Here is a 21262-nt window from a genome sequence, read left to right on the forward strand (position 1 = left end):
GGAGAACTATACCATAAGTAGTTGAGGCTTTTCTAATTTCTGAATGGAGGGATATTATTGTTAAGAGATATTAGCCATTGGGAAATGATTGGTTATGGTGGTAAAAGTACGCTTGATAAGGAAGAGTTACTCGAGTTATCAACGAGAGAACGATATTTAATTAAATATCCACGCCAATTTGAATTGGGTATCTCATGGGAAGATATAACAGAGTTAATTGCAGCTGATATAGGACGATTGTTGCAATTGAAGATGATGGATGTAGAGATTGTGACAAGAAAAAATCGGCGAGGTAGTCTTCTTAAAAATATCATTCCAGTTGGTGTGATGAACGAAGAAGGTGGCGTTCTTTTAAGTGATGTAGAAGATTATGATACTCTGTTAGAAACCAATCTTAAGGGAATTGATTTAATCGATTTTGGCTTTTCCTGTATAAAACAATTAGATTTTTGGGTTGAGATACGGGAACAATTTATTGAAATGAATTTTTTCGATGTACTCATTGGTAATCAAGATCGTCATCCGTTTAATTGGATGATATTATTTCATAACGACGGAAGGCGAGAGTTTTCAACAATTTATGATAATGGGGCTTCATTAGGATTTCGATTTGATGATATACAGCTAATGGATTACATTTCGAAGGAAAATAAGGTAGTAAAGTATATTCGTAGCGCGAAAGTAAAAGCTGGCCTTTTTGAAAGGAAATCAGTGAAAGCTATTGATTTAATTAAGTATATGAAACATCAATTCCCTAATGAAACACAAGGGATTGCTATAAAAATTGAGCAGTTTGATATGCAGAGGTTTCATGAAATTCTTGAACAAAACTCCATTTTAACAACTACACAAAAAGAATGGCTCAAATTAATTATTTCCCTTAGACAGCAATCTATTTTAAAATGGTATAGAGAGGGGGAATAAATATGACTGAACATAAATCACTGTGGGTCGTTTGGCAAAATGTTGATACTCGTTTGTACTATCATATTGGTACATTGTCATATTTCGATGAGCATTATGAGTTCACCTATACTTTTACAGGCGAAGGTCCACAAAAAGTGAGAGATGCTCTAGAAAACGGTTATATGTTACATCCTTCATTTCCTATCCTTGATAAAACATATGTTTCAAGTAAACTATTTCCGGCATTTGATCGCCGTTTACCATCTGAGATTCGTTCAGATTTTGGGCATATCTTAGATGAGCTACACTTAACAGAAAGTTCTTCGAAAATGGATCTTTTAGAACAAACGCGCGGAAAGCTTGCTAATGATACGTATTCCTTCGAAAAACCATTGCGTATAGAAAATGCAAAGTTAATGACATCATTTTTTATCCATGGGATGCGTCATCAAAAAGATTTACCGGAAAACTGGTATGCTATTTTGCGTTCATTTAATACAATTGAGTTAAAGCCTGAGCCTAACAATGAAGTCGATGCCAATGCTATTGCTATTTATACAGAATTAGGAATAAAGCTTGGGTTTATACCACGGTTTTATGCGACAGGTCTTTCAGCACTGTTAGCGATGGGCATCCAGCCGATAATAAAGGTAAATTATATTAATGAACAATCAAATTCCGATTGGTGGGTTAAAGTTGACTTCGAAAGTGACGTATTGGGCTTGTCCGATACAGAATTAAAGAAGTTAGATCCATTATTTGAATATGCTGTTTAGTTGGTGAACCACATCTGATTAGGTGTGGTTTTTTAGATTAATTTTGTCCATGTGTTATAAGCAAATTTCTCCTTCTTCTCTCAATTACTGGTAGGGCAGAAAAAACTATATGCAGCTTACCTTGCTGAACTTAAACATGATACATTAAAGCATTTAAAGAAAGGCAGTCTAAAACGGAACCACATTAAAATCTTAGCTGGTCTAACCAGACTTCGCCAATTATGTTGCCACCCAGGTCTCTTCGTTGAAGGCTACACAGGAAGTTCGGCAAAGTTTGAGCAACTGATGGAGATTCTAGAAGAATGCCGATTGTCAGGAAGAAGAGTGCTCGTCTTTTCACAATTCACCCAAATGCTCGGCATAATAAGAAGACAACTGATACGACAGGGTGCATCTTACTTTTACTTAGACGGACAAACCCCACCCGCTGATCGTGTAGAATTATGCAATTGCTTCAACAACGGCGAAGGAGATCTATTTCTCATATCGTTAAAAGCGGGAGGCACGGGCTTAAATTTAACCGGAGCAGATACGGTGATCCTTTATGACCTCTGGTGGAATCCGGCAGTCGAACAACAAGCCGCTGACCGTGCCCACCGAATGGGCCAACAAAACGAAGTCCAAGTTATCCGCCCAGTAGCAAAGGGTACGATTGAAGAGAAAATAAATGAACTTCAACATAGAAAGAAAAGTCTGATTGATGAGGTTATTCATTCAGGGGGAGACGGGCTGACTACTATGACGGAGGAAGATATTCGGGAGATTTTGATGATTGAATGAGATAATACTTGTCCCAACTATACATCCATTTAGATTGACAATGTATGCATTGCGATTATCAGAAGAACTCCAGTCAAAATTGGAACTGCATTGGGCAAGGGGAATTAATCCATTATGTTGGGAATACCATATGATATATCTGAATGAAAACTTTCATGAAGGTGGTTATACCCTGATGCGGAGGATAAAATTTATGATTAAGCAATTCTTAAAAGAGCCTTTGTGGTTTAGAATACTAATCTCTACAACCTTGGTTGCTTCGATTATTTTTAGCAGTTCATTATTCTCAGATAGAGCTTATTTTCAAAGCTGTTCCAAATTAGCTGCTGCTATCTTTTTTTGTGCTTATGGTATTAAAATAAGAAAGAGTCTTAAAAACTCACTCATTTTATTTATATTAGCAGGTATTTGTATCTTTCTATCCATTCTGGCATTGTATTATAGTTGATTATGCTAAGTCCCTATTCAGCTAACAGGTAATTACGGAACACAAAAATGATTAAACTTTTTTGAAAATGAATGAATCAATTGAATATATTAAGAGCTAGTTTTGATTGAATTTTTTTCCAAAACAAGCTCTTTTTTTGTTGATCAAGGTTATTAGTATAAATTTGATCAAGCTTCCAAACTAAAGTTGGTGTGAAAGAAAGAACAGATTGGTTGGAATTGCGTTTTGATTTTATTAATTAGAGGGAAATTCTTCGAGAAGGAGCTTATAGGAGAAATTCTATTAACGGCGTATTAAAAGGAGTCTCGGAATTTTCGTCACAACCTATATGCTTAAACATCAGCCATTGTCATTCACTTTAATAAAGATAAACTCCTTGATTCAGAACCTCTTCTTTCTGCAAATTATATAATGTATAATTGAAACACTATTCTGAAGGTAGTATTGGAGGAAAAAAGGACAAGATGAATATATTAACTAACCAATCCACTGATAAGGTTTACTTAAAGAACATGGAACTTTCTCTAATAGCTTCTGGAGATGGAACTGAGGTTATCCATCATAAATTATATAAAGGTTCGCGTTGGGCAATGGCCCCCGAGTTTTAATACGGAAATAGAGAGAGAAGTATGCCCTCTTTTTTGATAGGGACTAACCTTCGAAAGGAATTATATCGAAATGAGTAAATTAACGTTAAGCGAATTAAAAAAAGAGCTAAAACAATATGATCAAAAAGAGTTAACGCAGTTAATTGTAGACTTGTACAAATTAAATGATGATGTAAAAATCTATTTAGGAAATCGTTTCAAAGGGGAAGAGGCAATTGTTGAATTATTTGAAGCAATGAAAAGAAAAATAACCGATGAATTCTTCCCTATTAATGGTTTTGGAAAAATGAGACTAAAAGAAGCGAAAGAAGCTATTACGAATTTCAAAAAGTTATCAAACGACCAAATTAAAACCATCGATTTAATGCTTTACTATGTCGAAATCGGAACTAAATTTACTAAGACATATGGAGATATAGATGGAAAATTTTATAGCAGTATGGCTAATATGTTTAATAAAGTAGCGGATGCATGCGTGGACGACGAGCAAACGTATAATATATTTGCGGATCGTTTATCAGCAGTTGTAGATGAATCGAACGGTGTCGGGTGGGGCTATCATGATGCCTTATGCGATATATATGGCTCTATTGAATGGACATGGGAAGATGAGGGTTCAGAATGATGAATATTAATAGAAATAACTGTGAAAATTAGAAGGAGTATCAGCAAGCGTGCTTCTGTAAATACTTCTTGAATTTTTAGGGGGAGATTCCATGTTCCTGGATAAGTTAAAGAATGAGTTAAATCAAAACCAACCTCTATTTATTGGAGAGGAGACAGCACTGCGTTCCGCTATTATGATCCCACTTGTTCAAGTGAATGAAGAATGGCATGTCCTTTTTGAAGTGCGTTCACTAACAATGAGAAATCAACCAGGTGATATTAGTTTTCCAGGTGGACGAATCGATCCAACAGATGCATCGCCATTAGACGCAGCCATACGAGAGGCCCATGAGGAATTGGGTGTCGATCCAATATACATCAACGTTCTGGGACAGATGAGTGCGTATATTTCATCGTCATCTTTCGTTGTGCATCCATTCGTAGCGACCATCGATGACCATCAAATCCATTCCTTTAACAAACAAGAGGTGGAAGAAATATTCACGATACCCGTCGAGTGGTTACTGAACTATCAACCTTATATGCATACAGTATCCATTCAACCAATGCCCTTAACCGATTTCCCCTATGAAAAAATAGTGAACGGAGATAAGTACCAGTGGAGATCACGGGTGATAGAAGAATGGTTTTATGACTATGGGAAGTATACTATATGGGGTTTAACCGCTAGAATTTTAAAACATTTTATAGAGACGATTAAGTAAGAAGATAGCAGATTACACCTATGAAGTAATCAAATCAGATTAGTCATTTCAATTGAATATGAAGAAACAACTCCTCTACGACAAGCAAGAGAGGAGTTGTTTTTGTATAGCTATCTAGAAGACATAGAAATATAGAGATATTTATAGAAAGTTATCTCTTCGAAGCGCGGTATCCAGCAGTCTGTGCAGCAGCTTTACTACAAAACATTTCCTCTGGTTTTGTAACATTATAAAATTGACCTCCAGGAACATGGAAAATCTTTTCTCCGCTTGAGCTAATGTTTCCTTTTATATTACAAGAATCAGAAATCGTTTTTTCTTCTTGTTTCGGTTTGGGCTGTGAAGTTGTCGTTGTTGCAGACTTTTTATCTTCCGTATGATAACCGTCTTCCTGAGCATAGTTTTCGATACTCCAAATACCGATACCTTGCTTTTGGGCTTTTTGTTGTAATTCTCTAAATTGGTCAATGTATTTCACATCTGGTTGGAAAACAGCTACACGTGCAAGACCTTTTTCAATTAATGTTTCATTGAAAAGTTTTCCGTCTATCCACACATACCGAAGCAATCGTCCATATCTATCACGATCGGAGACATCTTTTTCAAGCTCTATCTCTTCACCTGTTAAAGCATCTGTTGTAAAAGAACTTGCTTCCGGTCCGAAAGGTTGGACACCGAGTTTAGGATGTTTTGTCTCTGGTGTATCAACAAGAATGAAACGGACAGTCTCTTCTTTACCATTCACTTTTACTTTAATCGTATCCCCGTCAACGACTCGAGTGACAACTGCGGTAGTTAAAACTGTGCTGAGGGGACTATTCGGTTCATCTTTTTTCTTACTTAACTTAGTTGTAGCGGAAATAGGAAGGGTATTTTCTTTATCAGTATCTTCATCCACTTGTTTTGATGGTGCAACAGTTTCGTTTATATTTTTCTCTTTAGTAATCGTTGCGCTTTCTACTTCATCTTCGCTTTGATCTGGATTATTTTTTTGCTCAAGCCAAAAAAAGAGACTTATAACAAAAGAAATTAATAAAAGCGTACCGTAGATCTTACCCATTCTATTTCTTTTTTCTTTAATTAAACCTTCTTTGGAAGGCTTTTTTTCTTTTTGTGCACCCATACAAAACTCCTGTTTTCTATTAAATTTCGTGGACTTTCCTGGCAGTGATGATTTCAATTAATAGTATAACACGTAAATATATCAAGCTCGGTTGACTGGGAGACGACCTTGAAAGACTTATTAACTGCTAGGATTTCCGCTCTAGGCGGACGCTTTCCGCGGGGGGAGCGATGAGCCAGCGCCACATCGTGTGGCAACGCCTTCGTGACCAACATCCTGTTGGCCTCCGTCTGCCGCTCCAATCCAATGGAGTTTGCTAGCTAATCAGTGTGATTATCCTACATATTAAGGCATATGCTCAACGTTGAAAAAGTACATCATTAATAGGTGCATCTCATGCAAGGTGCGGCAAGGGCGGAGGCATACTGCGTACTATTTCTAAAATATAATTTGTTGCTTAACTTTAGTTAATTCACATATGTTATTGGGAATAGTTAGCTAATCAACAGACGTTTCTTTATAGGTTGAAAAAAATTAATAAAACATTAAAAGGGGAGAGTAAGGGATATGAAGTTAAAAGTTTTATATTTAGCAATAACGATGTTGTCATTATTGCTGATTGTCGGTTGTTCGAATGATGACAGTTCAGATAAAACATTGGATAATGAAAGTTACGAAAGTGTTAGAGAAGTTGTATGGGATTTTATAGTAGAACAAGGTTGGAGTCATAATTACTCTAAGGAAAATTGGGAAAATGCAACGGTAAAGAAAGCGGTTGCTGATGATAGCTATAAAACGTTAGATGCAACTTATAATGGAAAAGAGATATTAATTGTTACTTTAGAAGATGGAGTAGCTGCTCCATCAATATTTGTTGACCCTAAAAACAATGAAGTAATTGGCTACATGCCAGGTGAATAATACTTATAACTTTACGGTTAACCAACAAAAACAAGAAGGTATAACGTCCGTAACTGTAGAGGATAGCAAAGGAAATAGCCGACTGCCAATTTTAACAAAGAGGCATGAGAAACTTTGAGGAGTGAGGCAATGAATATCGAAAATCAAATGGACAAAAATGAATTGGGTAATAGAAAGATTCAAAAGTTAATATTAGTATTAATCTTTATATTAATAATACCTTCTGCTCTTTATCCAAAATTAAAGAGTATTTCATTAATTTTTCTTGGTTTAATGCTCATATTAGCCTCTTGGAAATACAAAGAAAAGTATAGAAGATATTTCCTTATTGAAGTGATTTTATCATTAATAACAATTGTCTTTGCGGCATTAAAGCTATTGAACATAACTCCATGGGGATAATATAAGGTGGTATTAACCGTTGAAATATATAAAAGTTTTTATTAGTATCATCTTAATTTTCTTTGGAAGTACATTGTTAAATATAACCATTCACAATGAGCTGATGGATAATATAATAATTAAAATATTGGGTGGACTTATGGCGATTGTGGGTGTTGTTTCAATAAGAAGGGCAATAAAAAAAGGTAAATTAAAGAACGTGGAATAGTGAAATTACTACTTACAATATATTGTGGGTTGTAATAAGTATTATGTTTGTGTCAAACCCATTTAAATTACAGAAATCTACTTCGAACTATAAAAACTCAAATGATAATCTTATCTCATGAAACCTGTTGTATAATGGATAAATTGAATATGCAAGAAATGAAAACTAGTTATTCTTAATGAGAAGGAGGTACCCCTTGGATTCACTGGAAGAGGTTATTTATTATGTTGTGCAAATAGGCGAGCACTTCTACAAACATACAGATGGTATGGCTACCACTACAAAAGATGAGGAACAGGCATATGCATTTACGAATCTAGATGATGCGAAGCAAAAGGCAATAGAGATAAAGGGTGCTGTAAGAAAAAGAGAAGTTAGTTACAAGGAACTGCAAGAATTATCAGAGCACCATAAGGAAGAATATATGCGATTGCCAGTGGAGGAAAAGGAAGCAATTGAAACATTTTGTCAGTACTTAATAGATAAAAAAGACGATGAAGATAAAATTCTTATATAAATACAATTTACAAAAAAATGATCAACTTTTCGACATTTGGATATTTGGCCATACGACATATTTAAAATTAAGTCGTATGTCCAAATCGCAAAGATTTAAATTGAAAACAAAAAAGATAGAGTAAGGATTCTTAATGATCCTTACTCTATCTTTTCGATTTTTAAGCTTTAAATAATGTCCTGTGTTAAAAACATGTAAACATGAATGTTGTGTTTTGGACGCTGGGACATATTATAAGGTATTTCATCATACATGTTCTTTTCTATAGGTACTATAATTGATGACTACACAAGAGCCAAAGAAAATGATAAAAAATATTGTAATAACCAATAAGGCTGCTCCAAATCCAGCTTGCATTTTACCACCGTAATAAAGTAGAACCCGCATCCCATCAACCATATACCGAGTCGGTAAAATCGTACTGAAAAAACGGTGGATAAACGGTAATGTGGTTATCGGAACCGCCCCGCCACTAGAAAAAATCCCCATAATATTAAGCGGGAACATGACTAGAATTCCCCATCTACCAAGAAATAATCCAATAAGCTTAAATTGGAAATACATCGTCATACAACATAAAAATGTGAATAAAAGAATTAGCCAAATACTTGTGGAATGGGAACTTCCGAAAAAAATAAAAACTGCTAATTGCAATATGAAAGCGACAATTGCAGATAAAATTACCCCCAATAGAAGCTCCGTTATTAGAACTTTTGTGTTACTTATTAGATGTTCTTTATTTCTAAGTGTTGCAACAATATTTTTAACGTAACCATTAACCATATTGACACCCATAAGACCTGAAATGGATGTGATAAGAATAATTATAAAAGGAGTCATTCCCTTATTAGAGTTTTCAGGAAGACCTAGTACGTTTGTAATCTTATATTGAATAGGATTATCCATTAGGTGGGCTATTTTAGGGGACAATAGTATATCGTTTTTGATTAATTCCTTTTGTAATTGTTGATTAATATTAGATGAAGCAGCGGTAGCAACTGCCTCCAATGCTTTAGTGGCAATAGCTGTTGTAGACTGACCTCCACCTTCGTTTATTAAAACTTCTAACAGAATGGCTTTTCCTTCTGTTTTTCCTGAAATCAGGGCATCATGCAGGTATGTGATTCCTTGAGAATAATTAGAAGGAATGATTAAGGCACCATATGCTTGGTTATCTTTTAATTCTTTTAGTGCGGCTTCTTTACTTGACACGATTCTCCATTGAAAAGTATGTCCGTTTTGGGTTTGGATAAGATTTTTTACAATATCTTTTGCTGTAGAGAAAGAAGACGTACCTGTATCCTCATCCACAATAATAAGCGGAAAATTGGTTAACCTCTGAGATGGACCACCAAATACAGGTAAGTAAATGCTGGTCATGCATAACATTAGTAATGAAACAATCCATATAGGAGCCCAAGTATCTTTTACTTTTAATATCTCTTTCATGCCATCGTCTCCCTAAAAGTTAAATACGGTTATGGCGAATTTACCCGTATGTATAGTTGTTAAACAATAGTATGTGTAAAAAAAAGATTTTTACTTGGCAATTATGAAAATTATATTTTGAGTTATTCATAACTTACTACTAATCCCCGTTTTCGGAAAATCAGCCATACACTTTGAAGACTTGGGTAATACATCATGACATCTGTTGTATAATGGATAAATTGAAAATACGAGAAATGAAAATTAGTCATTCTTAAAGATAAGGAGGTTCATCTTGGATTCACTGGAAAAATTATTTATTATGTTGCGCAAATAGGTGAGCACTTCTACAAACATACAGATGGTATGACTACCACTTCAAAAGATGAGGAACAGACATATGCATTTATGAATCTAGTCGATGCGAAGCAAAAGGCAATAAAGATGAAGGTTGCTGTACGAAAAAGAGAAGTTTGTTACAAGGAACTGCAAGAATTATCAGAGCAACATGAGGAAGAATATATGCGATTGCCAGTGGAGGAAAAGGAAGCAATTGAAACATTTTGTCGGTACTTAATAGATATAAAAGACGATGAAGGTAAAGTTCTTACATGAATTCAAATTAGATAAAAAATGACCAACTTTTCGATATTTGAACATTTGGAGATACGACTTATTTAAAATTAAGTCGTATCTCCAAATCGCAAAGATGTGAAAATGACAAAAAAACTTTGTGGCTTTTAGAACGAAGGTGAATCTGGAAGCTAGCTAACCATTTATATTCTTAGGAACAGCCGATTATAATTACTCCGAAAGTATAGCTGTGATCATTATTTGGATGCCTAAAGAACCAATGCTAGCGTATTTAGTATTGGGTGAAATTTAGATTATTTTATCTTTACTGGATGACCCCATTCGTCAAACTCGTTTTCGCTATAATCAACTGTGTCATAATCTTTCATAACGTTTTCTAATACTTCACCACCTGAGCTGATGTGAACATAATGTTCAAAACCTACTATTGGCTCCACTCCCTCAATAACGATGGAGATATTGTATCGTTTACATATTTCAACTATTGGAGAGATAGCAACACCCCAAGCTTGATCCCAGGCACCTATAAAATAATACGTGTTATCTCGGTAATTTTTTTCTAATTTGTATCTTTTTGAATTAATACCAATAAACGCACCGTCTGTTCCAGTAACATACATACCTTCTGGAACCTCATCTTTTGAATAAATTAAAACATCCCCTTTGATTATAGGGTTTAAATATCGTCCATCTTGTATGACACCGCTACGAAGGAAGGACAATAAATCCTTTTTGCTTCCCGAAATTTCAGTATATCCGTCAAACCAGTTTGGCATTATTAACACTCCAGGCTAAAAGATAATTATTGAGATTAAGCTTAACAGCAGGAACATCTAACATCAATCCTTCTAATACAAAATACATAAGATGGCCAAAAACAGGGAAGGGAAATTACTTAAAAACAGAGTGATTAAAGTTAGCTACGGCTAATTTGAAGGGAGCGACATAAATGTTTGAAATCGAGGAGGATAAGCGAATGATGAACCGTTTACAAGAAGGTGTTTCTAAGTTACTTGGTAATAAAATAAACTAATATGATGAAGAAATAGTAGAAAGCTATGTTGGATTTTACAGTGATGAAATTGAGGGTGAACCGCTGCCGGATTACGTAACAAGCATATTAGCTGAACCAATTATGTCAAATTCTTTTGGATACAGAAATGAAAATGATGATTTTTATGAGGTTTGCCATTTATATTACATTGGGCCAAATCCATATGAGCTTTGGTTGAAAAATGGGGTTCTTATAAAGAATTCACTTGAGCAACCCACTTATTTATAGAAATGAATATAAAAATAAGAAGGAGTATCTTCAAGCATAATAGCTCAAGTAGATACTCCTGCATAGTTGTATAGGATTTTAAGGAATCTATTCTTCTACCAAATAATGATAAATATCATATTGAACTGGTTGTTCTAGTACCATATTCATCGTAACTACGGGAATTATTTTGCCATTTTTATCGAACATTTCTTCTTCTCTAGGGCTACTTTCTGCGATAGAAGTTGTCCCCATATAGTAAAAATCAAAACCTTCACCATCGTCCTTTTTTGTGAATAGATGAATATTTAGCCCCGTTTGTTTAGCTGCCAAAATAGCTTTTACTTCATTAGATTCTAACGTTAATTTACTTCGTGTGAACCAACGGAATATGTCTGCCGATAAAAATTCATCTCCATAATTTACACTTGAGTCTACTTCATCTTTTTTATGGTATGTTACGAAAATTGGACAAGTACCATTCTTTACTCGATAACCATATATAGTGGATGAATCGTCTTTAGCCCAATTTAATAGACGGCAAGCATCTCTTCGTGAATATTTTGTTGCAATAATTTTGGACCTTTTTGAAGAGGATGAGATAGCTGAATGTGTTTAAATTGGAAGGAAGATTGATTGTAAAGGCATATTAAGAGCAAATGTAGAAAAAATGATGACTTGTTGAAAAGTTCAGTTCACTCCATGCGATTGTTTTTAATAAATTACAATACCATCCTTCCATACGTTCATTACTCAAAATTGATGATTAGTAATTGGTTGTTCTCTATATAAAAATTAATTAGGAATGGAATAAATAATTCATACATAAAAAACCTTGTCCCATCATGGAGCAAGGTTTTTGTAGAATTATATTTGAATAGCCACTTTTTCTTTGGATTCAATTTGTTCAATTATCTTAATAGCAATTTGTTCCGCCAAAAGAACTGGTACAGCGTTTCCAATTTGGCGATAGATAGAATTAAGACTCCCTGTGAAAATGAAATCGTTAGGAAATGTTTGCAGCATAGCGCATTCACGACCTGATAATCTTCTTTGTCTATTTACATGAATTTCAGGAGATGTAGCTGTAATAGTATCACTCGGGCGGTCCCAATTTGTAATTCGAAGAGATTGTTCAAATTTTATCTCTTTTTCAATAAAAGTTGTAACTTGTTCATCGTATTTATCATCGAAGCCTAGTAACTTTTTTAATTCCCACCAGTCAGAAGGTTTTGGGATACTTCCAGATTTATTATCTTTTCTAAACCAATGACCTGCAGTATGTTTATAGCCAAAATGCTCATCAATCCGCTTTGTACTCCAACCAGAGATTTTGCGCCATTCCTTTAGGTAATCACAAATTTCTTCTTGGTTTACATCAAACTTTCTACCAAAAAATTTATCATGAACAGTTGTAGATGCAATATGATTAAATATTTTTTGTTTATTTACTTCTATATATTCATTTATTTTTCCGTTTTGTATCTCAACATCTGCCAAATGTCCAATTGTTTCTGCAACTGTAATGTGTGGCTGTAAATCATAAGTATCGGAAAATAAATTATAATCTTTAGGAAGCGCTGTATGTGTTGGTTCTGGAAAGGTATTTTTTACACCAATCCTGTTTCCCATAATAATAACGCGTTCTCTAGCTTGGGGAACTCCGTAGTTAGCAGCATTTAAAATGCGAAAATCTACTGAATATCCAATTCTACTAAAGTCATCTATAATCATTTTTATTACTTGTCCACCTTGCATAGAAATGAGACCTTTGACATTCTCTGCAACAAAAAATTTAGGTTTTTTATCTTCAATAATTCGAAGCATTTCTAAATATAGAAAGTTACGCTCGTCTTCCATGCTTCTATTAGTATTAGCAATACTAAACCCTTGGCAAGGGAAACCACCAATAATAACATCAACTTCATAGGGGTCCCCAGGTATATCTTTAGAATCAACTTGTGTAATGTCAACGAGCTCTATATGATTTCCAATGTTCTTTGAATATGTGTTTACAGCATCTTTATTAAAATCACATGCCCATAAAATATTAAAACCAGCATTTTTGAATCCTAAATCCATTCCGCCAGCGCCAGAAAACAATGCAATTAGGTTTTTCTTAGTCATAATTATCATCCTTTTTCTATTTACTTTTCTATAATACCTCAAATTCATTGCAAATGCAAATTAGGCATGTTGAGAATAAATATTTCTAGAAAAATAGAGAAGTGAAAAATTTATATAAAGAACTTATGTTCTCTATTTTAACTTGTTATTCGGTAATTTTCAAGAAATAGCTAAAGATTTCAGGAAACTATTTTCTTTGCTAATGTTAACTTGAAATTGAGAAATAATAAAGATACTAGTTTTTGGCTTTATTTCAGAAAAATAACCTATATAATTATTAAAGGTAGGTAAAATGAAAATTGAATTACATTTGTATAGTGGGGGAAGAAAAAGTGGAAGAAAGCAGAATAAAATTACCTTTAACGTTAGAGATGATAGAGTTTTGGGAAAATGAGTATCTAGAGAATATTTTTCATAGTTTAGAATTGGACAAACAAAAAATGCTAGAGGGTTTTGCAACTAAAGAAGAAATTCGAGAGGACTGGGAACAGTATTTAGGTCAGGAAACATCGGATTTTGCAGTAGGATCGGAAAGAATATTTTATTGGTTATTTAATCAATTTGGACAGCCGAACTCATCTCCTATTGGAAGTGATATGTTTTTTGAAACATATAATGCATATGTTCACATTGATATTAAGACAGTTACATTATCAAATCTAGGAGATATAACAAATAGTATATTTGTTGGTAATAATCAAAATAGCTATAGAGGTAGTATTGATTTAAAAAATGGAGAAAGTCGACCTTATGAAGGTAATTTGCCTACATTTTATACCAAGAAAAATGGACAAAAAAAAGTTTGTTTAACATATTTTATTTGCATTTTATACGATGAGAAGGATCTAAGTATTCAAACTATAGTACTGTTATCGATGCCGAATGGAGAATTAAATAATGTTTATGGAAATAGGCCACTACAGTCTGGAAAAAACCCAGGAAAAGTGAGATATAGATATTCTCAATGTGAGAAATTTGAGCTTTTAGAGGATAAAAACCGTATAAAAGTGTTGTTGTGGAATAAAAATATGGATAGTAATGTTAAAAAAAGATTGAAAACAATAACAAATCTAGTTGAACAAGATGAGATTATTATGACAAAAAGTGATATTTATTAAAGAAACTATGACTTAATTTGATACTGACTATCGTTTTTGGGACAGGATTAAAACACCATTGTGCATAGAGATAGAAAGTTTGGAACTTTAGTGAGGAGTGAAACGTTTTGATTGGGGAATTATCAGTAGTCGTGACTTTACGGAACATGCTTATGGCAATTCCTTTTTCTTTTACTGCTTTTGGGTACTTATATGCTCGATTGTAGAAGTTTAGAATACTTAAAGGATTCATCATTGAATGACCAAAAGGCAAATAAGTAATGTCTGTTACAAGATTCTCGAATGATATCTTCGTTGTAAAATCTTGTGTTAATAAGTAGTGTATAGCATAGGCAGGTCCCTTACTTTTTCTGTTTTCTCATTTATTGCTTTTTAATAAATGCTTGTGGTTTTGTAATAGCTTTATCAATGTTTATGAAATTGCCACAAGTCCCCAAAACGTTTGTCACGCTCTTAATTGGCTGTTCTTACGCCAAGGTTCTTTTTCCAAGGGGAGTATGATGCATTCCAACACCTAAATGTCGACAGATTTCACCAATGGGCATATTCATTTTTAGTTCTTCTACGAGCTGCACAATTACTTTTGGTACCACATCCTCTCCAATTCTACGTAACTTATTAAGATATCAACCTGTTGTTTTAAATAACGAGTTTTTGATTGTGATTTCGCTCTTTCATTTTCATATTCCTTCCCTTTACCCAAAGTGTATTGTTTACCAACAGGCTGTTCAAGACGGTGTATTTACTCTTCACGATACCATTTTATCCATGTTTTTAACTGCGTATAATTTCGATTGTAATTTTTTCACGGGTACTCCCACTAATCTAATCTCATTTCAATCGCATTCATGTTCACCTCTATCGGATACAACTGACTCTTGTTCCCTTAGAATAAACACCCTCTAACTGAAAGTAATGCTCTAACTTTGAGATTAAATTTATTAATCTCAAAAAGCGGGTATAGATATTTGGTAATTATTGTTTTATTATTATTACTAATAGATGGAGTGCAAAGTGTTAATTTTTTCTATTACTATATTGCCAATTAGGATAAGGGGGAGATAGATATTAATCAAGTTAAAATCTTGAGTGTTTCAGAAGACCGATAAAATAAAGTTGTTTGCAAAATCTCATTTTTATTAACAATTAACATTAAATATTTATCTAATAAAAAATACTAATAATATTTTAGAGGTGATTTCTATGGGAACACAAATAAATAGTACTACTTTAACACCAGATCAGAAAGAAATATTAAATTTAGAAAGAAAATACTTTTATACTTTACATAATACCTTCACTTCTCCAGAGTTTTTACATGATTTGAGAGAAATAGAAAAAAGTATAAAGATGGATTATTCAACTTTGAGTTTATTTTCACAAAAGAAAAATAAAATTGACATTGCATTAGAGAGAATTATGCGATTTTATATGTATAAAACAATAAAACCAGAGGGTATATATCACTCTTCATTAAGTTCGGATTTAGCATATTATACAAAAGATGCTTTAATTAATATTGATGCTAAATCAATTGATATGAAGTCAAATAAACAAGATAAAAATAAGGTGACTGTAGAAAAAAATCAAATTAGTTTTAGCAATAAACCGGTCTTTAATATTGGTTCATTCCCTGGATATAAATATATGCCAAGACTTCCTTGTAAGGATGCTATTAGAAATTTACCTGCCCTAACCTACTTTATAAAATGTATTTATGAGGACGATAATACTAATTTTGATTTAGTGGGAATTAGTCTTGCTTGCGTACCTAATGGTTTGCTTGGTGATTTATTCGACAACGATTTAATCACTGGATTTAAAACATATGAATATATGACTCAAAGTATGACGAGAAATCCAATTTATTCGTCCTATTCCTCAGTGAGTAGTATCCGATCTCATTGGATTAAATTTATCCCTAGAGGTAAAGATCGCTATTATGATAACACTTTAGTCAATCCACTTTACCCGAGTGATTTTATTAGTTGGGCTATTAAAGAAGGAGGTACTAAATTTCAAGCTTGTATTGATGGGGGGACAGCTAGAATTAAAGCTGAAACACTAAAGGTGAGATATGATGCTTATAATAACCCGTGGACGGGTTATATTTATATAAGTTTATAAAAAACTATATATGTGGATAGACTATATTTCAAATAAACTTTTTATTAAATAATCCTTAATTTTCAGATAGTATAAAATGCTAAATTGACTTTATGTAAAAATTGAAGTTAAATCCTCCAATTTTTTTACTTCGCTTACGGTTGGAATTTGCGACGCAAATGCCTATGACATTCTGGGAGAGAAGTGTCGTTTCTTAGCGAGGTTTTGTACTAAAAAATATTATTGGTGTTACCGTAGACGGAATGAATTATTAAGTTTGTTAAGTCTGGTAATCACTATTACTTTTATTTTTTATTAAATACTAGCTTCTATAATTGATGAAGGTATAGGAAAAGAATCATATGAAATCTCGAATAAGAAGATTTGGATATACTTAGTCAGTTTGCTATACTTTTTAACACGAATTTTAGATTTAATATTTAACTTATTTATTTATCTTCGAGCAAGGCTTGTGATTGATTACATGGTTAAAATGAGTAATGTAATTTCAAGTGTATCGAGATTTAAAATTAATAATCAATCGAGATAAAAATGAAATGCCCCTGTTTTAATACAATTTAGTTAGTTTCCTAAAAGTGTATATTAACTGGAAAAACTCCTCTCTAAAGCAATAAGAGAGGAGTTTTTATAAATAAAAGATACTATGGATCGTATTAATTTGTCCATGTGTCATAAACAATACCAAAATAATTTTTAAATGTAAATTTCACAGGGATACAACACTAAGATCCTTTTCTTTTCTTACTTTTTTTCAAGGTTCCTAGTATATCTGGCTGAATTTCTTTCACTACGTTTTCTTCAATTAGTTTGTCCAAATAAATTTCGTTTATAAAACTTGCTAACTCTATCATTTTTTGAGGTTTACCATTCCTAAAAAGACTGACAAATTGGTTTACCGTGGGATTAATGAATAAAACAATTAGAGTAATGATTATAGCAAATATTATTATACCTATTAAGTATTCTTGATACACTTGAACAATTAAAGTTCCTAGAAAGAGAATAACAGTCAAAATCATTGTCAACTGTGGATAAAAATTATAAGATTTCATGTTTTTTTCGCCTTTATGCTGTAATTGGACTGAAAATTCTTTATACTGACTAGAATGATTAAAACCTAAGGTGATTTTCAAGTAATTGAGCACAAATTGCTTTAATTCAGGAGCACTCCTTTTGAAATAATTCATTAATAATCCGTCAATTTTTTTATTAATTATAAAAACAGTTATAAACAAAAAAGGAGTTATAAATAAAACAATCAAATCTTTTGAGATAATTGAGTAAATAAAAACTGCAATAATTGCAAATATATCTCCCATGAAAAGGATGGTTAGTTTTTTTCCTATCACCTCATATCCTTTTTTTGCTTTTTGTTTATAGTAAGTGTCGATAAAATTATCCAACATAGACAACTCCCCCAAGATTAAATTAATGTCATAAATTAAATACGTTTGAATCCATAAAAAGCTTCAATAAATTTCAACCTAAAAAGGAAGTAGTGTAGGGCACCCGATTCTAAATTATTTTAGAACCTGTATCTTTAGTTAGATGTTCCTTCAAATGTATATATTTTCAATTGATATAAAAGAGAATGATAGATTAGAAAGTATTCTCTGAATAAACAAGATTTTTTGTAATAGGAGGAGAGTTTAAATGATGAAACTTATTGAAAAAGCTATTAATTTTGCTGCTAAAGCACATAATGGGCAGACTCGAAAATCAACAGATATTCCATACATCGCACATCCCTTTGCAGTTGGCATGCTTTTGCAACAGTTTAAATGCTCAGAAGAAGTTATTGTCGCAGGTATTCTACACGATACATTGGAGGATACTTCTGTCACTGTTGAAGAATTATCGGAGCACTTTGGAGATAAGGTAACAAAATTAGTAAAAGCTGCATCCGAGCCTGATAAAAGTTTACCGTGGAAAGAGAGAAAGCAACATACTATAAATGCATTGCCAAATGCTTTTATAGAGAAAATACAAGTCATAACTGCGGACAAATTGCATAATTTGAGATCCATTCGAGCAGATATTGAGTTGCATGGGGAAGTAGTTTGGGACAGATTTAATCGTGGAAAACGTGATCAATATTGGTATTACAGTAGTATAGTTAAAGCACTATTACCTAGAAAAAAAGAATTCAAGTTAATTGGAAAACTAGAGGAAGAGGTAAAAGCAGTATTTGGCTCAATGGAGTATATTTCTAAGAAAGAAGTTTCGTTTCTTTTTACCTGTGCATATGGAATCCATGATTCTATGTTGAAAACTTTAGGGGATCACGGGATGACAAAGCTAGCTCAGGAAATTTCTAAAGAAGCAGATAAACTTTACAGAAATGACTATGAAGCTACACGTTCGAAACTAGAGGATTTAACTTTAAAAGGTATCGAATTTCAAAATAACTCAGATGCTCCTTTTATTCTTGCTGGGTTTTGTATTGCATTACAAGAGTATATGGGATGGACAGATGAGGAACTATTCCAACATTTTGAACGGAACCAGAAAAAATTATGAATTTATTAAAGGAAATTTAAAGCCATAAATCTTATTAACTTCAAAGACGTGAAAATGCATGAAGTTATTGCAAAAATATATGTATTTATGATGATATTCAAGAATATTGTTAACATCAGACTATGAATTTTAATAGAAAACAGAAAGAGTGAGATATTTTGCCTGACTATCAACAACAGTTATTGTCCTTAATGGAAGATTCGAAGGAGTTTTCTAATTTACATAATCATTTTAATCGATTTAACCCGTTCAAAGTTTTACAAGTAGATAATTATGAAATCCGACATTCCAATGTACTAGCATGGCTTTTAGATCCGAAAGGAAATCATGATTTAGGGTCATTTTTTATCAATAAAATTCTTGCAAAGACGTTTGTGAACCCTGCTAATTTTGAAGATGAGGATAAGATTTCTAATTATGATGTGCTCGAACTATCCCGTAAAGAGTTTTTTGATTTGACAGTTCAAAAAGAATATTTGACGAGGAAAGGGAAAAGAATCGACATAGTGGTAGTTTCGAATCATCATAAAGTAGCGATGATTATTGAGAATAAGTATTGGTCTACTGAATCAGAAGGTCAACTAGAAGCTTATATCAACGATGTGAGAGAGACTTATTTTGGATATCAAATTATTCCAATATATTTAACGCTTCAAAATGATGAACCTACTCATGAAGATTATTTAATGCTTGGATATGAAGATATTTTGTCTGTTTTAAAGAACTATCTCGATATGAAAGCAGACTATATGCAGGCAGATATCCGTTCTTTTCTCATTTATTATGTAGACATTTTAGAGAATCAGCTTATTCAAAATGAAGAGATGGTGGATAATGGGCTGATTGTCTATCGAAATCACAAAGATGCGGTAGACCTGTTGTATGCTTCAGGAAACGCATATATTCGACATCAAGTAGTAGACACTTCACTTGCAATGGAATTACAAAATACTGAAAGTAAAGAATTAATTCAGCAAATCTATCTAGAGAATAAAGAAACAATTGATTTTATTGTAAAAGTAGGAGACAGCTTACTTAAAGAAGCCTTTTTATTAGTTGCTCAAGAGAAAGAGTGGGCCAGTGAACAATTTAATCCACATTTTAAACTTCCTAACTTTGTAGAGAATCAATGGAACGGCGCATACGGACGTGATGATTTACGTGAAAATTGGTGGCTAAACCAAGGGCTTATTGGATGGTTTGAGAGAAAAGATGACCGTTTAAAATTAACAATAGAAGTCGGCCCCTTACATTATGATAAGAGGAAGAGACTATTAAATGCACTTGCATTTAAAGGTATCGCTATTAAAGAACGTGCTTTAGAAGAAGGAGCAAAATTCTCTCGGATATACACGTCTTTTGAAACACCGGAATCTTGGAATGATAAAAATAATATCGCGTTATGCATGAAAAAGTTATTGGGAAATCCAGATTATCTAACATTAATAGAGTATATCCGAGAAGCAATTAGTTTAAGCAAACAGGATTCTCCAATGATCATTGAGCCTATTTCAGGTGATTCAATGACCGAGACATCTAATAATCAGACTGTAATTCAACGAGCATTTCTTCAGCTAGTATCTCATTCAAATTTTGAAGAACATTCATACTATGCTCACAGAAGTGTCCCGAATTTTATACAATCTTCATGGAGAGAACTACCTGAAGCTTATAAAGTGCCCCGGGATTACTGGTTGCAAGCCCCTTTTATTGCTTGGTTTAGAAGTAAAAATTCATCTATCCGCCTCATTGTGGAGGTAGGACCTATAGAGCATCTATATCGTGTTAAAGTATTGGAAAGGTTAGCATTAGAAGGAATCTTTATACGAGCTATGGGATATGAAGAAGGCAGGAAATATACCCGCATTTATTCAAATTCTATGCTAGTTCAAAATCCTGATAATGCTGATCAAGTTTTCACTGCAATGGAGCAACTCTATCAATCACCTCAATTCACACAATTTTTAAATAAAATCAATAAAGTTATAGATGATATAAAAGAATCAGAATGAATACGGGATATTAAAAAAGTACTAGGAATGGAGACAAGGTGAGATTATGTTCATTTTTTTTAAATCCACATGTTCTTTGTATGCGGAAAGACGCGCTTACACTAAGTTAAGGTAA

The 21262-nt window shown here is 33.1% G+C and carries 20 protein-coding genes and 1 pseudogene; 15 read left to right on the plus strand and 6 right to left on the minus strand.

All coding sequences use genetic code 11. The features are described from left to right. Positions 1–57: 57 nt before the first annotated feature. From ACEPXG_RS01270 to ACEPXG_RS01295, 6 genes and pseudogenes are all read left to right on the plus strand, one after another. Positions 58–924 carry a hypothetical protein gene (locus tag ACEPXG_RS01270; RefSeq protein WP_391206597.1) on the plus strand — a complete coding sequence of 289 codons (867 nt, stop codon included), beginning with the start codon at positions 58–60 and terminating at the stop codon, positions 922–924. A 2-nt stretch (positions 925–926) separates the two neighbouring features. Beyond that, on the plus strand, positions 927–1682 hold the full coding sequence (locus ACEPXG_RS01275; RefSeq protein WP_391206600.1) for an HIRAN domain-containing protein: 756 nt from the start codon (positions 927–929) through the stop codon (positions 1680–1682). A gap of 78 nt (positions 1683–1760) precedes the next feature. After that, positions 1761–2462 (plus strand): annotated as a pseudogene (locus tag ACEPXG_RS01280) (DEAD/DEAH box helicase); the annotation flags it as partial. After that, complete coding sequence (locus ACEPXG_RS01285; protein ID WP_391206603.1) at positions 2455–2910, plus strand: hypothetical protein; 456 nt, start codon at positions 2455–2457, stop codon at positions 2908–2910. The pseudogene ACEPXG_RS01280 and the gene ACEPXG_RS01285, both read left to right, overlap by 8 nt. A 678-nt stretch (positions 2911–3588) precedes the next feature. Then, the gene (locus tag ACEPXG_RS01290) at positions 3589–4143 is read left to right on the plus strand and encodes a DUF6155 family protein (protein ID WP_391206605.1); all 555 of its coding nucleotides are present in this window, start codon (positions 3589–3591) and stop codon (positions 4141–4143) included. Between the two features lie 91 nt (positions 4144–4234). After that, complete coding sequence (locus ACEPXG_RS01295) at positions 4235–4849, plus strand: NUDIX hydrolase (RefSeq protein ID WP_391206608.1); 615 nt, start codon at positions 4235–4237, stop codon at positions 4847–4849. Positions 4850–5000: 151 nt separating this feature from the next. On the opposite strand, the gene ACEPXG_RS01300 is transcribed toward ACEPXG_RS01295, so the two are convergent. Next, a complete protein-coding gene (locus tag ACEPXG_RS01300) occupies positions 5001–5972 on the minus strand; it encodes a thermonuclease family protein (protein WP_391206611.1) in 972 nt (323 codons plus the stop codon). Between the two features lie 507 nt (positions 5973–6479). Here ACEPXG_RS01300 and ACEPXG_RS01305 point away from each other — a divergent pair. The 4 genes from ACEPXG_RS01305 (at position 6480) to ACEPXG_RS01320 (ending at position 7960) form a co-directional block, all read left to right on the plus strand. Further along, the gene (locus ACEPXG_RS01305) at positions 6480–6833 is read left to right on the plus strand and encodes a hypothetical protein (RefSeq protein ID WP_391206613.1); all 354 of its coding nucleotides are present in this window, start codon (positions 6480–6482) and stop codon (positions 6831–6833) included. A 129-nt stretch (positions 6834–6962) separates the two neighbouring features. Beyond that, positions 6963–7235 carry a hypothetical protein gene (locus ACEPXG_RS01310; protein WP_391206615.1) on the plus strand — a complete coding sequence of 91 codons (273 nt, stop codon included), beginning with the start codon at positions 6963–6965 and terminating at the stop codon, positions 7233–7235. A 19-nt stretch (positions 7236–7254) separates the two neighbouring features. After that, positions 7255–7443 carry a hypothetical protein gene (locus ACEPXG_RS01315; RefSeq protein WP_391206617.1) on the plus strand — a complete coding sequence of 63 codons (189 nt, stop codon included), beginning with the start codon at positions 7255–7257 and terminating at the stop codon, positions 7441–7443. A gap of 196 nt (positions 7444–7639) precedes the next feature. Then, complete coding sequence (locus ACEPXG_RS01320; protein WP_391206619.1) at positions 7640–7960, plus strand: hypothetical protein; 321 nt, start codon at positions 7640–7642, stop codon at positions 7958–7960. Between the two features lie 246 nt (positions 7961–8206). On the opposite strand, the gene ACEPXG_RS01325 is transcribed toward ACEPXG_RS01320, so the two are convergent. Continuing rightward, positions 8207–9409: a YhgE/Pip domain-containing protein gene (locus tag ACEPXG_RS01325; RefSeq protein ID WP_391206621.1), complete on the minus strand. Its 1203-nt coding sequence runs from the start codon at positions 9407–9409 to the stop codon at positions 8207–8209. 345 nt (positions 9410–9754) lie between these two features. Here ACEPXG_RS01325 and ACEPXG_RS01330 point away from each other — a divergent pair, with 345 nt between their 5' ends. Then, complete coding sequence (locus tag ACEPXG_RS01330; protein ID WP_391206623.1) at positions 9755–10003, plus strand: hypothetical protein; 249 nt, start codon at positions 9755–9757, stop codon at positions 10001–10003. A 272-nt stretch (positions 10004–10275) separates the two neighbouring features. On the opposite strand, the gene ACEPXG_RS01335 is transcribed toward ACEPXG_RS01330, so the two are convergent. The 3 genes from ACEPXG_RS01335 to ACEPXG_RS01345 form a co-directional block, all read right to left on the minus strand. After that, positions 10276–10758 (minus strand): hypothetical protein, encoded by a 483-nt coding sequence (locus tag ACEPXG_RS01335; RefSeq protein ID WP_391206625.1) that lies wholly within the window; start codon positions 10756–10758, stop codon positions 10276–10278. A gap of 593 nt (positions 10759–11351) precedes the next feature. Then, positions 11352–11846: a DUF3427 domain-containing protein gene (locus ACEPXG_RS01340; protein WP_391209720.1), complete on the minus strand. Its 495-nt coding sequence runs from the start codon at positions 11844–11846 to the stop codon at positions 11352–11354. A 264-nt stretch (positions 11847–12110) separates the two neighbouring features. After that, a complete protein-coding gene (locus ACEPXG_RS01345; protein WP_391206627.1) occupies positions 12111–13370 on the minus strand; it encodes a DNA cytosine methyltransferase in 1260 nt (419 codons plus the stop codon). Between the two features lie 332 nt (positions 13371–13702). Between ACEPXG_RS01345 and ACEPXG_RS01350 the strand changes: the two genes are divergently transcribed. Both ACEPXG_RS01350 and ACEPXG_RS01355 read left to right on the plus strand, forming a co-directional pair. Continuing rightward, entirely contained in the window at positions 13703–14488 is a 786-nt protein-coding gene (locus tag ACEPXG_RS01350) for a hypothetical protein (RefSeq protein ID WP_391206629.1), read from the plus strand. Between the two features lie 1203 nt (positions 14489–15691). Then, positions 15692–16615: a hypothetical protein gene (locus ACEPXG_RS01355; RefSeq protein ID WP_391206632.1), complete on the plus strand. Its 924-nt coding sequence runs from the start codon at positions 15692–15694 to the stop codon at positions 16613–16615. Positions 16616–17337: 722 nt separating this feature from the next. On the opposite strand, the gene ACEPXG_RS01360 is transcribed toward ACEPXG_RS01355, so the two are convergent. Further along, a complete protein-coding gene (locus tag ACEPXG_RS01360) occupies positions 17338–18021 on the minus strand; it encodes a hypothetical protein (RefSeq protein ID WP_391206635.1) in 684 nt (227 codons plus the stop codon). A gap of 247 nt (positions 18022–18268) precedes the next feature. Here ACEPXG_RS01360 and ACEPXG_RS01365 point away from each other — a divergent pair, with 247 nt between their 5' ends. Both ACEPXG_RS01365 and ACEPXG_RS01370 read left to right on the plus strand, forming a co-directional pair. Then, the gene (locus ACEPXG_RS01365) at positions 18269–19135 is read left to right on the plus strand and encodes an HD domain-containing protein (protein WP_391206638.1); all 867 of its coding nucleotides are present in this window, start codon (positions 18269–18271) and stop codon (positions 19133–19135) included. Between the two features lie 158 nt (positions 19136–19293). Then, positions 19294–21147 carry a PD-(D/E)XK nuclease family protein gene (locus ACEPXG_RS01370; protein WP_391206641.1) on the plus strand — a complete coding sequence of 618 codons (1854 nt, stop codon included), beginning with the start codon at positions 19294–19296 and terminating at the stop codon, positions 21145–21147. Positions 21148–21262 lie beyond the last annotated feature (115 nt).

It is taken from the genome of Psychrobacillus sp. L4 (genome assembly GCF_042944905.1).
Classification (GTDB): Bacteria; Bacillota; Bacilli; order Bacillales_A; family Planococcaceae; genus Psychrobacillus.